Origin of the sequence: Grylomicrobium aquisgranense (genome assembly GCF_033971865.1) — a bacterium.
GTDB classification, from domain to species: domain Bacteria; phylum Bacillota_I; class Bacilli_A; order Erysipelotrichales; family Erysipelotrichaceae; genus Bulleidia; species Bulleidia massiliensis.
Map to the genome: position 1 here is coordinate 1 of NZ_JALBUR010000009.1, position 14,401 is coordinate 14,401.

15 protein-coding genes and 1 tRNA gene are annotated in these 14,401 nt (G+C 48.1%); 2 read left to right on the forward strand and 14 right to left on the reverse strand.

Features of this window, described 5'->3' with window-relative positions; all coding sequences use genetic code 11:
* Nucleotides 1-359: 359 nt before the first annotated feature.
* The 5 genes from MOZ60_RS04920 to MOZ60_RS04940 form a co-directional block, all read right to left on the reverse strand.
* On the reverse strand, nucleotides 360-1,226 hold the full coding sequence (locus MOZ60_RS04920) for a mechanosensitive ion channel family protein (protein ID WP_370595862.1): 867 nt from the start codon (nucleotides 1,224-1,226) through the stop codon (nucleotides 360-362).
* 8 nt (nucleotides 1,227-1,234) lie between these two features.
* Nucleotides 1,235-1,945: a M48 family metallopeptidase gene (locus MOZ60_RS04925; RefSeq protein WP_370595863.1), complete on the reverse strand. Its 711-nt coding sequence runs from the start codon at nucleotides 1,943-1,945 to the stop codon at nucleotides 1,235-1,237.
* On the reverse strand, nucleotides 1,896-2,780 hold the full coding sequence (locus MOZ60_RS04930; RefSeq protein WP_108774198.1) for a tRNA 2-thiocytidine biosynthesis TtcA family protein: 885 nt from the start codon (nucleotides 2,778-2,780) through the stop codon (nucleotides 1,896-1,898). The genes MOZ60_RS04925 and MOZ60_RS04930 overlap by 50 nt, the downstream gene beginning before the upstream one ends.
* Nucleotides 2,781-3,905 carry a cysteine desulfurase family protein gene (locus MOZ60_RS04935; RefSeq protein WP_370595864.1) on the reverse strand — a complete coding sequence of 375 codons (1,125 nt, stop codon included), beginning with the start codon at nucleotides 3,903-3,905 and terminating at the stop codon, nucleotides 2,781-2,783.
* Nucleotides 3,906-4,061: 156 nt separating this feature from the next.
* Complete coding sequence (locus MOZ60_RS04940; protein ID WP_370595865.1) at nucleotides 4,062-5,444, reverse strand: RNA-guided endonuclease InsQ/TnpB family protein; 1,383 nt, start codon at nucleotides 5,442-5,444, stop codon at nucleotides 4,062-4,064.
* A 99-nt stretch (nucleotides 5,445-5,543) separates the two neighbouring features.
* Here MOZ60_RS04940 and tnpA point away from each other — a divergent pair, with 99 nt between their 5' ends.
* Together tnpA and MOZ60_RS04950 are read left to right on the forward strand one after the other, a co-directional pair.
* Nucleotides 5,544-5,963, forward strand: coding sequence for an IS200/IS605 family transposase (tnpA, locus tag MOZ60_RS04945; protein WP_108774201.1), 420 nt, complete (start codon nucleotides 5,544-5,546; stop codon nucleotides 5,961-5,963).
* Nucleotides 5,964-6,140: 177 nt separating this feature from the next.
* Nucleotides 6,141-6,217: transfer RNA gene (locus tag MOZ60_RS04950), tRNA-His, on the forward strand.
* 38 nt (nucleotides 6,218-6,255) lie between these two features.
* Here the strand turns inward: MOZ60_RS04950 and MOZ60_RS04955 are convergent.
* The 9 genes from MOZ60_RS04955 to MOZ60_RS04995 form a co-directional block, all read right to left on the reverse strand.
* Complete coding sequence (locus MOZ60_RS04955) at nucleotides 6,256-6,993, reverse strand: CpaB family protein (protein ID WP_277652455.1); 738 nt, start codon at nucleotides 6,991-6,993, stop codon at nucleotides 6,256-6,258.
* Between the two features lie 44 nt (nucleotides 6,994-7,037).
* Nucleotides 7,038-9,095 (reverse strand): CocE/NonD family hydrolase, encoded by a 2,058-nt coding sequence (locus MOZ60_RS04960; protein WP_370595866.1) that lies wholly within the window; start codon nucleotides 9,093-9,095, stop codon nucleotides 7,038-7,040.
* Between the two features lie 65 nt (nucleotides 9,096-9,160).
* Nucleotides 9,161-9,448 (reverse strand): (Fe-S)-binding protein, encoded by a 288-nt coding sequence (locus MOZ60_RS04965; RefSeq protein ID WP_425349060.1) that lies wholly within the window; start codon nucleotides 9,446-9,448, stop codon nucleotides 9,161-9,163.
* Nucleotides 9,435-9,641, reverse strand: a complete 207-nt coding sequence (locus MOZ60_RS04970) for a hypothetical protein (RefSeq protein WP_277010579.1) — start codon at nucleotides 9,639-9,641, stop codon at nucleotides 9,435-9,437. The genes MOZ60_RS04965 and MOZ60_RS04970 overlap by 14 nt, the downstream gene beginning before the upstream one ends.
* Nucleotides 9,642-9,644: 3 nt before the next feature.
* On the reverse strand, nucleotides 9,645-10,217 hold the full coding sequence (locus tag MOZ60_RS04975; protein WP_108774205.1) for an electron transport complex protein RnfA: 573 nt from the start codon (nucleotides 10,215-10,217) through the stop codon (nucleotides 9,645-9,647).
* Nucleotides 10,218-10,220: 3 nt separating this feature from the next.
* Entirely contained in the window at nucleotides 10,221-10,883 is a 663-nt protein-coding gene (gene rsxE / locus MOZ60_RS04980) for an electron transport complex subunit RsxE (protein WP_277634936.1), read from the reverse strand.
* 12 nt (nucleotides 10,884-10,895) lie between these two features.
* Nucleotides 10,896-11,426 carry an RnfABCDGE type electron transport complex subunit G gene (locus tag MOZ60_RS04985; RefSeq protein WP_108774207.1) on the reverse strand — a complete coding sequence of 177 codons (531 nt, stop codon included), beginning with the start codon at nucleotides 11,424-11,426 and terminating at the stop codon, nucleotides 10,896-10,898.
* Nucleotides 11,427-11,440: 14 nt separating this feature from the next.
* Nucleotides 11,441-12,946: an RnfABCDGE type electron transport complex subunit D gene (locus MOZ60_RS04990; RefSeq protein ID WP_370595867.1), complete on the reverse strand. Its 1,506-nt coding sequence runs from the start codon at nucleotides 12,944-12,946 to the stop codon at nucleotides 11,441-11,443.
* Nucleotides 12,943-14,247, reverse strand: coding sequence for an RnfC family protein (locus MOZ60_RS04995; protein WP_277634939.1), 1,305 nt, complete (start codon nucleotides 14,245-14,247; stop codon nucleotides 12,943-12,945). The genes MOZ60_RS04990 and MOZ60_RS04995 overlap by 4 nt, the downstream gene beginning before the upstream one ends.
* Nucleotides 14,248-14,401 lie beyond the last annotated feature (154 nt).

The window sequence follows — 14,401 nt, forward strand, 5'->3', positions numbered from 1 at the left end:
AACGGCAATCACGCCATTACTAATATCACTATCTTCTTTCAAATAGCAAACTTTGATTGTATCTCCGATTTGCGCTCTTTTTACATACTCCACTGTATTAAGTTCTCCTAAATCCTCTGTGTCAATGGCAATACTTTGATGCCAGCAGGGAATTCTCATGACCTCTGGGTTCACTTCAATTAGGACTGAACCTTTTTATTAGCAGGAAAATGTGTCTGTTGCATTGCATTAAATAGGTTTGAACCCGGGCAATGATATCCGGTTGGTTATAGCATGAAAGAATCAAAAAGAGCTTTCACTATGCCTAACAACAAATATTCGCTGTCAGGCAAAGATCCGTCATTTTTTTGAAACCGTTCTTATTTTCTTTCAACCGTCACAATCGGATACGGGATCTCAATGCCTCTCTGATTGAATTCTTTCAGGATGCCTTCCCTGACAATTGGTGCAACCGTAAAGTAGGCACCGAAGCTTTCCACATGAATTGGAAACTTGATCTCAATGGCAGAATCCTGGAAAGCATTGACTTGCACAGGTACAAAAGGCTCACTTTTGTCCGTACGGCCGTCAATGATGCCAGGCGTATTGGCCAGCACATGGCAGATGGCTTCCTTGACCGCATCAATATCGGAATCATAGGCAACCCCGATCAGTTCATAGTGGGTGTAGTCCGTCTGGCCAAACGTGCGGTTTTCAAGAATACAGCTGTTCATCATGCTGTTGGGGATCATAATCTGCGTATTTTCTACGGTTGTCAATGTTGTGTGGCGCAGGCTGATGCCTGTCACTGTACCGGCAACATTTTTCTCCGGCAGAGAAATGTTATCCCCTACCTTGAATGGATGGTACAGAGCCACAAAGAAGCCTGCGATGTAGTTGCCAAAGGTTTCCTGGGCAGCCAGGGATACTGCAACAGCCAGAATCGAGGCACTGCCAACTGCTAAATTGCCTAATCCTTTCAAAGGAATGATATCCGAGAGAACCGAGAAGGCACATAGAATGTAGACAATCGTTTTGATGGTTTTGGCAAGATACTGCAGGATCAGCTGGTTGCTTGTATCTTCTCTGCGGCTCTGGTGTTCCAGGCCTCTGCGCAGCAGATGAACAACAATTTTGGCTGCCAGAAACATCAGGCCGGCATGAATCAGAAACAGAAACAAGCCGTTTTGAAACAGATTATTGCCAAATGTCCAGATACCATGAGATGTGTTTGTGATCTCTTCCATAGAACCTCCTATTTCAGTTTGTCACTGGCTGATTTCCAGTCTGGCATATAGGATGCGACAGTCTGGTAGAACTTGGCAGGATGTCCTGGTACCAGCAGATGTACATATTCATGCAGCAGAACATACTGCAGACATTCATACGGATAATGCATCAGACGTACATTCATGGAAATATGATTCCTTGCCGGTGTGCAGGATCCCCAGCGGGAACGCATGCTGCGGATCGTGATGGCAGGATGTGAGAAACCATGGGCATCACAGATGATCCTGTCCCACTGCACCCGTTCCTTTGCGATCGCCATCTTCAGCTGCTCTCTGGCATAGCGCTCATATAGCAGTGACAAATGTCCGCCAGTATCATCATTTGTATAGAATGTGAAAATGCCATCCTGTATGCACACTTTCTCACGCTTTGCCGGCATGACATGGATTGGATAAGCTTTGCCAAGCCACGTAACCACGCCTGCTTGTCCAGATGCTTCTTTGCTCTGTTTCTTTTTTGCATGATGGGAAGCTTTCAGGATCCACTCCTGTTTGTCTTTGAGAAAGGCCTCCACCTGTGCCTGGGACATGTACACGGGCACGCTGATGGCAAGACTGCCATCCTCCTGGATGCGCAGGTACAGATTGCGGATCCGTTTTCTTGTCACTGCAGCAGGAATTGTTTCCTCATTGATCTGTATCGTGATGTGCTGCGGTATAGACGTGGCCCTTGTCATCATAGTCCTCCAGGAAGCTGTGCATCTCACCATTGGCCTTGTAGCCAGGGAAACTTTCAATCTGTACGGCATGCAGAGCCCGGAAGATATTGTCCTCGATCATTGGATTGGTTTTGGACAGCCTGCGGATCAGGTTCTTGACTTCCTGGCGTTTGGATCCTCCGCCGCCATTGTCACAGATCGTGCAGTTCTCTGTGAACCGGCAGGCACACTGGATGAACTGCAGATCATTGGCTCTTGCCCAGGCAATGATGTCAGCTTCCTTGATGCAGTACATCGGCCGGATCAGTTCCAGACCTGGGAAGTTTTCACTGTGTGATTTAGGAATAATCGTCTCCAGCTTGCTGGAATAGAACATCGACATGACGGTTGTCTCGATGACATCATTGAGATGATGGCCAAGCGCGATTTTGTTGCAGCCGATTTCCCTGGCATGGTTATAGAGATAGCCTCTGCGCATCCTGGCACACAGATAACATGGGCTTTTATCCGAGTTATTGGCAACCGCAAAAATATTGGTTTCAAAGATCTCTGCCGGAATACCAAGCAATTGCAGATTGCTTTCAATCTTTGCCCGGTTAATCTCATTGTAGCCGGGATCCATGACCACAAACTTCACTTCAAAGTCAACCAGATGATAGCGCTGGTAGAGCTGAATAAGCTTTGCCATGCACATGCTGTCCTTGCCCCCGGAGATGCAGACCATGACCTTGTCACCCGGCTGGATCAGTTCATATTTTCCCACCGCAATCTGAAACTTAGACCACAGTTCTCTTCTGAACTGCTTGGTCAGTGTATGTTCAATCTGCTGTGCTGGTGTCAGTTTCTTTTCCATTTATTTATCCTCACTGATTTCTCGAACTGCCTGTACAAGTCCTTCACACTGCTCCAACGTTGTAAGTGGTGACACTGAGATCCGGAAACTTTCCAGAGCTCTTCTTCTGTCTCTGGTGATGGCCATAACGGCATGGGATGGCAGATAATCCGATGTGCAGGCACTTTTAACGGAGACGCAGTATCCCTTTTCATCCAGTGCTTTCTGCGTCTCAAAGCCTTTTCTGCCGGAGAGAGACAAATTCAAAATCTGCGGTACTGCCGCAGCAGGTGAATTGATCTTTACCCCTGCGATCTTTGTCAGTTCCTGGCGCAGATAAGCATTGCACTTTGCACAGTGCTGCTGCCACTGATTCTGATGAGCATACAGGTTCTCCAGAGCACACAGACATGCGGCAGCCATAGCCGGATCCGGTGTGCCGGAACGGTACAGAGTTGTTGAAGCACCGCCGCTGTTCTGTGGTACCAGCGGTACATGTTCATGTTTGATCAATACACCGCAGCCATTGAGGCCAAAGAACTTGTGCGGGGCAAAAGAAATGGTATCGCCACAGTCAAAATCCACCGGCGTCTTCCCCATTGCCTGGGTAGCATCCACGTGCAGCAATGTGTGTGGATGAGAATGTACAATTTTTCTGATTTCATTCACCGGCTGGATCACACCTGCCTCACTGTCCACAAGACTGATGGAGACAAGGCACGTATCATCCCGCACAAGATCCTCAAGTTCTTCCAGATCAATGGTGCCATCCCCAGAAAGCGGACAAAGATCAATCTCATAGCCTTCCTGCTGCAGCATGCTCAGACTGGCACTGACGGAACTGTGTTCGAGACTTGTTGAAACAATATGTTTGCCAACATGGCGGGTAGCTGCGGCAATGCCTTTGAGGGCAAGGTTATTGGCCTCGGTTGCACCGGATGTCAGGATGATCTCATCCGGTTTAACATGCAGAAGATCTGCCATCTTTGCCAGGACATCATCCATGATAGCTTTGCTTGCTCTGCCCATGCTGTGGACAGAATTGGCATTGCCAATGCACTGGGATGCCGTTTTGACATATGTATCCAGAACAGAAGGGTCCACAGGTGTATTGGCACAGTAATCAAAATAGACTGGTTTATTCATCGCGTGCTATATTGTACACCAAAGTGAATTACCATGTCTGACTTATCCGCTGATGCGGAAAGTCACGCATGGCTTCATTTTCTGCAGGCGGAACAGTTTACCGTTCCGTACAGTGGGGCATTCACGGTCCCATATGCGGTTCTGCCCGCACTGCTTTTATGCCAGCTTCAGATCAGGATGATAATATGCCCTTATATTTCTGAAATCAGGCTCTATCCCGCTTTCAAAAGCGTCCGGTATGGCTTTTCTCAGAATGTTTGCCGAGCCATTCAGATCCGCATTGATCTTTGTGCCATCTGCAGATCTGTACAGCCCACGTTTTTCTCTGACACCTGAAAATTTATGATGCTCTTCTGAATCTCGGCTGTACACCGGAATTTTATCTCTGTCCAGGAAAGATGCTTTTGATGTGTATGATTCTTCCTGATAAATGATACGGATTCCCAGGCGCTCTGCTGAATAGGTAATAATTCTTTTCAGCCTTTCAAATGGAATCTGCATAAAGTTCTGATTGCTCGTACCTCCCATACTGCATTCCTGCTTCCAGAATTTGTTTTCACCTATCACAATGGTGTCGATACGTTTTTCTACGCACCATGTGATAAGACGTTTGCAATCTTTAAGCATGCAGTCATTTATGCGATTATTTCTTTTCTGGAGGATGCGATAATACCGTTTTGTCGGGAAAAACTTGTCAGTGCTTCCACTTGTCTGCTCTGACTGGATGCGGGCAGACATCTGATTGAAATAATGGTTTGCAGATTTTGCAGCCCCGCCTTTGAACAGCAGACATTCAGCACCAACGTTGTTAGTCACAGCCATCAGGTTGTCTACACCGAGATCAATTGCAGCAATACGTTCTGCTGTATCAGCAGTTGCCGGTGCATTTGTCCCATCATCGAACACAAATGACAGTTTGTACGTGCCGTTTCTGGGCGTTACGTTAAGCTGAACAAATTTGCCGTGTACTTCTCTGCCAAGGCGCACAACTTGTTTCGTAAAAGGCAGTTTTGCGGTATACCGATGTTTCTTGTTTTTGCGAATAACGCAGTCCTGATTTGTAACAATAAAAGCGCACGCACCTTTCTTGTGCTTGTATCCAGGCATTTTCGGCCGCCCTGTAAATTTGCCCGGATCACGCTTGTAGCTCTTCAATGCCGCAAAGAATGAGCAAATATCCCGCAAAGTCATTTTCAATATCTGCTGTGCGGTTTGTCTTGGCAATCCAGTACAGCAGTAATCTGGATTTTTGCATAGCTTCATCATACAGTCCAGAGTTGCATAGCTGATGGATCCGGAAGGCGGAAGTATTTTCTGCTTGTCTTTCGGGAGATAATAGTTCATCCACTCAAACTCGCTCATCACTTCCAGTTCGTTATCGCTCAGATCGAAGATGTTTGTTCTTTTTGCAGCAAACATCATCTGCCGTTCACGAAAAAGTGCGGCGTTGTAAAGGTTGTTCGCCTTGTGAGCAATATAGTCACACCATGCAAATAACGGATCCGATCTTTGTACAAATATCGTCTTTGCACTATACATCAGTTAATAATCATCCTTTCTAAGCATAAAAGCTTTTATTTATGCTAAATATATTATATCCTAAAAGATGTCAGTTATACACAATGTGGAGGCCGATGTATGCACAAGAAACAGCATGAAGAATACTACTATAATCAGCACAGCTGCTTTCTGCTGCAGTATCATCTTGTACTGATTACAAAATACAGAAAATCGGCAATAACGGGAAAACTCGAGGATTTTCTGAAAGATTATACGTGCAGATACTTTAAAGAGCATGAACTTCGTGTGCAGGCGATTGAAACAATGCCGGATCATATGCATATATTGTTTGATGCGTATCCGCAGCTCAATCTTGCGGAGTTTATTAACGCATTTAAATCTGCTTCATCACGGCAGATCAGGAAAGCCTTCAGTCCTGAGCTGGCTCAATATTATTGGAAGCCTTATTTCTGGAGTCTTTCCTACTTTATTGGAAGCGTAAGCGATAAAACGGAAACTGTGGTTAAAACCTACATTAACAATCAGAAAATCAAATAGTCGGCGATTCATCTACGTCTGAACGCCGATATGCCGACACAGGCGGCTGCGGCTTTTCAGACGTAGTGCTCTCGCCTATTTTTGATAGACAGATTGCATTTTCTGCCGCATGGTACCTGTTGAAAAAATAATGCTTGCATGAAACGACTGCATCAGGTATCATATTACCTGCGCATGGCGGCTATGGTGAAGTTGGTTAACACACTGGATTGTGGCTCCAGCACCCCAGGGTTCGAGTCCCTGTAGTCGCCCCATTGTGTGAAGAAGAATGGTGATGAGCCATTCTTCTTTTTTAGTTTTCCTGAATATCCGCAGTTTCCAGCATCGATAACAGATAGCTGCAGGCAGCACTGTCTGCCCTTGCGGCCTCCATCTCGCTGTGATAGGCATTATCACTGCCGGCATACAAACGCAGCTTCCCCACTGTTTCTGCCAGTGACAATAGATCAATATCCTTTACATCCACAGCCAAAGTCAGAAGATACGGAATATGGCTGCTTTTCGGGTCCTCAATCAACAGACCATTATGGTCTTTGATCGTCAGGATGCGGGCATTCTGAATGAGTGCACCCGTTAATGGCGGACCATCCCGGCGCTCAATGGCCGCATGGACATTGACTCTCTGCCCAGATGCCAGGCCATTGGCATCACTCTGATCTACAGGCAGAGAATAGACCGCCTGGCCATCTTTCAGCAGTAAAGCCGGCAGATCAGGCAGATCTGCCTCTTCATACAGCATCGAACGGTAAAACAAAGAGCCTGCCGGGATTTTACCCTGCAGGTCCGTATAGCGGCCGATGATCTCTTCTTTCTTCATCACAGCCGCATCACTGAGATAAGCTGATGGCACTTTGACACTGACAAGATCATCTTCTTCGATCTTTGTGCGCGGGGCAATGTCATGCGCTGCCATCCATGTGGAAACAAGATTGATCTGCCGGGCCGCATAAATACGGATGCCAAAGACACAAAGCATCACAAGCATGGCAGCACAGCCGATTGTCAATACCATTTTCTTCCAGAGTTTCATACTGTCCTCCTGCTCTTGTATGGCCGCAGAAAGGACAGATTCCCCTATTTCAGCATCACTGTTTTTCCATTTTTTCCAGGCAGATCAACATGGATGCTGGCCGCATCCACAAGTACCTGATAGTCCTTGTGCACAAGTGTCGTGCATGGATCTTCGGTGGCAATCAGCACAGCAAGACGGTGATGCTTTTCGACTGTATACACATCCGGATTCAGCCAGGCTGTATAGCAATGCATTTCACCTGGTTTCAAGGTGATATGTCCCGCAGCAGAGGAAGGCAGGTAGCCGGCATCCGGATTGCATAGATCCAGATATCCTCTTGCAAAGACTTTATAGCATTTATGGGTTGGCACAAGCTTCTTCTCGTCCAGCACAAAACCGCCGCCCAGTGCAATGCCATCTTTTCTGACAAGAGATGTCTCTACTTCTGTACGCAGTGCATCATGGCAGCCATAGCTGTCAAATGGCTGCTCACATACATCTGCCAGCATCACGGTCAGCTTGAGATCATCACATGTCAGTCTGTCTTTGCCAAGATGAAATGTACGCTGATCTGCATCGCTGACATTCTCTGCAAAGGCAGGATTCAGATTATCAAGTGCTGCGGCAAATGAGACACACGCAGAGCCTTTGAGGAAAACATCTTCCAAAAGTGCATCACTGATCAGACGCACTGCTGTATTGCTGTGATCCAGACACAGCTTTTCTTCATAGTTGTCTGCCGTGATATCCTCTTTGTCAAAATCTGTGGAAATCAGGATGTTTCCTGCACGTTCACTTTCCAGGATCGTATGTTTTTTTGAAAAGTATTCCGGATAGGTATCCCATCTGTTTCCATCATGACAGTTCTGTACCAAGAGATCCGGAAACTGTCTGACTTTGGTGCCAAAGAGTTCCCGGGAGAACCATGCATTGACAAGATCATCGTATACCATGCCGTCAATACGCATGCCATAGTGTCCTGCCGGCATATCCGGGGTCATATGATGGCCCTGGTGCAGAATCATGGATACCGGCAGATTGTGCTTTTTGAAAGAGTCGTACATCATCTCTGCCTGTTTGGTCGAGACATTTTCATCATTAAGGCCATGAATGATCAATGCCGAACAGTTCAGCTGATCACTGTGCTCATAGTAGTTGGACTCTTCCCAGTATGGTCCATAGTCAAAGCCGTTTTCTGCCTGTTTGCGGATACGCCAGTCAAAGAACTGTTCTGCCTTTTCTCTGCGGCTCTGTTTTGTAAGATCATCAAGAGAGGACATGCAGTAAAGATCCAGCCAGGCAGAGGTCATCTCCTTTGGCCAGTAGCGCTGTGCCCCCTGCTGGTTGAGGAAGGAATACCAGTCGGCAATGCCGGCAACCGGCACAATCGTTTTTAATCCCTCTATACCCTCACAGGCAATGGCATATGGCATCGTACCGCCATAGGAGCGTCCCGTCATACCGACAAGGCCGCTGCACCATTCCGGCTTTACAGCAATATCAGATGTCAATGTTGTATAGGCAGTACGGTCACCATGAAGCCATTGAATGACACTGGCAAATGCCATCTTTTCTTCATACATGCCGCAGCCATTAAAGCCATCAGAGCCGCGGGTGCCCAGGCCTGCACAGCTTACCACCGCATAGCCGCGCACCAGATAGCTGTCATACCAGTCAAGATCCTCATAGCACATGGTACCTTTGGATAAGGGATCCTCATAGTACCAGTCAGACTGTCTGGCATTCTGCGCATGGACAAGACTGGTGATTTCATCAGACGGAATGGCTGGGGCAGGACTGCTGCGTTTGAAATCCATTGATTTGACTGTCTTTTGTGCAAAACGCTTCATCGCTTCATAGGAATCTGCTCTTGTCCCGGCAATGTAAGGTCTTGCCTCATAGATCACCGGTGCCTTGTAATCTCCTTCCAAAGCAGAACGGGGTACCTGTACGAGTGCCTTGACACGGTCTCTTCTGCCATCCATGTCTGTGTCATAGTCTGTTTCAACATAGACACAGAAGCGGATGATATCGCTGTCTTCGTTTGTATACCCTTCCTTTCTGCCATCGGTAAAAGGAAAGACGGGCATCGCTTCACCGTTTTCAAATACTGGTTTCATGATTTCACCTCTTGTCTATAGTAACAAAAAAGATCTGCCAGTTCACTGACAGATCTTCATCTGACTTATGCAGCCAGATCGTGTTCCTTCATGTATTCCTTGATCTTTGTGCGCTGATCAGGCTTGCAAGGCTTGCAGTCTTCGATATGGGACTTGCCGGAAACAAGTGCCTCGGCCATGCCGGAGCAGCCAGGGTTTCCGCAGCCGCCGCAGTTGTAACCAGGCAGCATAGCAAGCAGATCTGCAACTCTTGTGTCCTCTTTGACAGCCAGCTTGTTGCCGGCAATGCCAAGGAATAAGCCGATGACTGCGCCAAGGATCACCATCAGCAAGAATGCCTTAAGAATTTCCATCTTTCTTCAGTTCCTCCTCAATCTTGTTTAAAACGTTGCTGCGGAGCTCACAGTCCATCAGACCGCAGGCTTTGCAGTCCGGATGCAGATTCTCGCATCCCTTCGGAACAGGTGTCCGCTTGTTGGCACGGTAGCTCCAGATCACCAGAGCAAACAGTGCAACAACAATCAGAACCGCATACACGTATTTCATGAATTAAACCAAACCTGCCAGAGCACTGAAGGCAAGAGCCATGATACCAGCGCAGACGAAGGCAATCGGGTTGCCTCTGAATGCTTTCGGAAGATCATTGGTTGCAAGTCTTGTACGGATGGTGGCGAAGATGACCAGCATCAGCATGAAGCCTGCCGGTACAGCGATGGAGTTCACCATGGTTTCAGCCAGCGTATACTTCTGTGTGATGTTATCCATTGCGACATAGAGCACGGTGCAGTTTGTCGTGATCAGAGGCAGATAGATACCAAGAGACTTATACAGAGCCGGAGCCTTCTTCTTGATGAACATTTCAACCAGCTGAACGAATGCAGCAATCAGCAGGATGAAGCAGATCAGCTCCATGTATTCCAGTCCCAGCGGAACCAGTACGCCATAGTACAGAGCCCATGACAGTACGGATGCACAGAAGATGACGAAGATCACAGCGGCGCCCATGCCAATAGCAGAATCCAGCTTGGTGGAGACACCCATGAACGGGCACATGCCAAGGAACTTTGTCAGGATGATGTTATTAATCAGCATGCCGCTGATGAACAGTGTAAACAGATTCATTTGTCAGTCCTTCTTTCCTTTGGATTCCTTGCTGGAGCTCTCTTTGTAAATGGCAATGGCAGCAGCCAGGCAGGCAAATGTGAAGAATGCGCCGGTCTGTGCTGTCAGGATGCTGATCTCATATCCCTTTGGAATCAGTCTCAGGGAGAAGATCACCTGGTTTGTGAACGGGTTGGACAGTGACAGTACGCCAGTGCCAAGGATCTGTCTGATCAGACTCATGGCAAGCAGTGAGCATGTGTAGGCAAAGCCCATCATCAGGCCATCCTTTGCGGAAGCACCAATCGGGTTCTTGCAGGCAAATGCCTCAGCACGTCCCAGGATAATGCAGTTAACAACGATCAGGTCAAGGAATGCTCCCAGTGCTGTGTACAGAGATTCTGTATACGCATGCATGAACATTTCAATGACGGTAACCAGCGTTGCGATGATGGCAATGTAAACCGGAATATGAATATCATCCGGTGTGATGTTGCGCACCATGGAAACAAGCATGTTGGACAGGGTCAAGACAACCATAACGGCGATGCCCATGCCCAGTGCGTTGTTCAGGCTTGTGGTGATGGCAAGTGTGGAGCAGATGCCAAGATACAGGCCGAATACAGGGTTCTGTGTCAGAAGCTTATGGATAAAGCTTTCTTTTTTCTCAGTGTTCTTTTCACTCATGATTCAGCCTCCTTATCCATTGATCTTGTTGAACAGATCTTCGGCAGCGAGAATGCCGTTCTTGACAGCAGTAGATGTCAGTGTAGCACCGGAAATCATCGGAATATCATCGCCGATCTTGATGCTTTCCACTTTCTTCACATTGTCATCATCGAAGTACTTGGAACCAACACCGTTGGTTTCATTCTGTTCCAGAGCCTTGAAGCCGGAAACGGAACCATCTGTGTTGAAACCGATCAGGAAGGTCAGACCATTGGAGTTATAACCAATGCCATGGCACTTGAAGATGTAGCCGGAGTTGTCGGTTGTCGCATACACGTTGTCGATCAGACCGGTCTCATCCTGAGCCAGATACTTGTCAGTCACATCCTCGAAGTCTGAATCCGGATAGAATTCCTGCAGAGAAGACTTGATGGCAGCGATCTTGTTTTCGGCAATGACCGGTGCTGTCAGAGAGTTGGCTACAGAAAGCAGAAGTCCGCACACAGCACATACAATGCCGAGCAGGATCATCTTATAGGTACTTGAGTCCTTGTTCTTCATTGGGTTCTACCTCCTCACTTTCCGGCAGCCGCCAGTGCAGCTGCAGCCATAGAAGCAATGGATGTTGAAGTATAGGTTGCACCAGTTGTGGCATCTACGCTGTCATCAGCACCCAGTCCCTTGTAAGCAGCCAGGGCATCATTGGCAACAGCCGCATCGCCGACACCCTTTGTGTCGCCGAACTTGGTTACTTCAACCGAAACAATCTTGCCGTCCTTGACGGTAATGGTTGCCTCATTCTCAGAATAATTGCCGCCCATGTTGTTGATCAGACCGAAGCCCTTTGCCTTGCAGGCATAAACGCCATCGGACTGCTCTTCACAGGTTGCTTCATTGTCCTTGAAATCACCATTCAGGGCAATGCCGGTATCCGAAGCAGAGGCAGAAGCAGAAGCTGCTGCAGTGCTTGAACTTGTTGATGCAGATGTGGAAGCTGCAGATTCTGTGCTTTCAGAAGCAGCCGGCTTGACAGTAGCACCCATAGCAATGGCAATTACCAGGCAGATGCCGCTGACAATCAGTGTTGTTCTGGCAATCTTCCTGGCATCCTTGATCTGGCTGCCTGCACATGCACGGTCAATAGCCGGTGCCAGCATGTTCATCAGCAGGATGGAATACAGAACGCCATCCGGCAGATTTGCACGCCAGCGGATGATGCAGGTCAGTGCCGCAGCACCAGCAGCAAACATGTACTTGCCCGGAATCGTCACAGGTGATGTGACCGGATCTGTCAGCATGAAGACAGCGCCAAACAGTGTGCCGCCAGCCAGTACGTTGAGCAGAACTGTACCCATGGCATTGCCATTGATGGCAGCTGCAATCAGCGAAATGACGACGATGGAGCCGACATAGACAAGCGGTGTTCTCCAGTTGATATCTTCACGGACAACAAGGAAGATGTAGCACAGGATGATCAGCAGTGCACTTGTCGAGCCGATCACACTTGGGTAGTAGCCCAGGAACATCTTGCCGAAGCCGCCGTACTGTGCCATGAAGGAAGAAAAATCAGATCCTTTCATGACCCAGCCTGCACTCTTGATGGTTGCCATCGGTGTGGCGGTTGTTGTGAAGTCAGCATTTGTGGAGCTTGCAAAGCCATTCATGATGATGGCCTCTCCAAAGGCAGCCGGATTAAAGATGTTCTGGCCGAAGCCTCCGAAGACCATCTTGCCAAAGATGATGGCAAAGACAGTAGCTACTGCAATGGCATAGTAGGAAACTGTGATCTTGGAGATCAGCACCATGATCAGGGCTGTCACCCATCCATAGGAATGAGCCAGAGATGATCTGACATCCTTGTGTACAGCCTTGAACCAGAGAGCCTCGGTGATCATTGCCGCAGCAACGCCAGTCAATGCCATGCAGGCAACTCTGACACCATAGTTCACGCCATAGAAGACGCCATAGTAAACAATTGAGAACAGCAGAACCGCAAGCAGGCATACCGTGAGATCGCGCATGATCTCAGATGTTGACTTGCTGTCTCTGTAGTTCGGAGACGCATGGAACGAAAGTTTCATTTTTTAGCACCTGCCTTTTTCATCTGCATCATGATCAGTCTCTTGCCTGTGCGGACATTCTCCGTCACAGCAATCTTGGAAGGACATACATAGCTGCAAAGACCACACTCAATGCAGTCCATCGTATGCAGCTTGTTCAAAGCCTCCATGTCTCTGCCCTTGGCAGCTGCAGCGATCTGAACAGGTTCCAGACCAGCCGGGCAGCTCTCGGTGCATCTGCCGCAGCGCAGGCAGGCGACCTCATCCTCAGGCTTGTTAATCAGAACGGTAAGACCATTGTTCTGCGGTGCAATAGAGAACTCATCCTTGGTGATTGTGCGGCCCATCATTGGTCCGCCGGCAATCAGATACACATCATCAGCCGTATAACCGCCGCAGGCATCAATGATGTCATGGGCAGTTGTCCCAACCGGTACATAAACATCCTGCGGATGGCCGACACCATCACCGGATACCGTCACATACTTGTGTGTGATCGGCATGCCGTTGGTCAGCGCATTGCCAAAGGCAATCGCTGTTGTTGCATTGTTCACAATGCAGCCAGCCTGAATCGGCAGCTTGTCATAACGGCGCCCTGTAACCTCATAGACCAGGGTTCTCTCCCAGCCCATCGGATACACATTCGGCACAATCCGGATCTCAACACCAGTACCCTCAAATGTCTGCTTCAGAGCAGCGATCTGCTTGACCTTGTCTTCCTTGATGGCAACGCATGCCTTCTTGGCCTTGGCCAGCTTCCAGAAAGCAAGAACACCGGTCTTGAGAAGATCCATGTTTGCTTCAATATTCTTATAATCTGCAGTCAGGTAAGGCTCACACTCAACCGCATTGATGATCAGCTGCTCGACGTTCTTCGGATCAGCATACTTTACGTATGTCGGGAAGCCCGCACCTCCAAGGCCAAGCATACCGGCATTCTTGCAGAATGCCTGCAGCTCCTCCCAGGAAGCCTTCTCATAATCGAGCGGTGCAAACGGCTTTTCAGCCGTATGCTTGTGATCATTCTGAATCACAAGATGGTCTGCCATCGTAAGACCAGAGGTCATACGCTTCTCAATTCCCGTTACCGTACCGGAAACGGAAGAGAAAAGAGGCAGATAAAAGTGATCATTGCGTTCAGCAACCTTCGTTCCGACTTTGACGTCATCTCCGACTTTCACGCAAGGCGCACACGGCGCATTGCCGTTGACCAGCGGAATGTAAATCACATCCGGGTCAATGGATCTGTTGACTTCTGCAGTCAGGGTCAAATCCTTATGTCCATCCAGATGACGATGCATCGGTCCTGTAAACAGTGACATATCCTCAGTTCCTTTCCCTTAAACAATCGTGAACATTATAGCATTATTAGCAAATTGTCAAATAGACAATGCACCTCCTGTTGTAACCTTCTCCCACAATTTCCACATACTTTACCCATTATTCATATTCATTCAGACATCGCTGAAAACATGC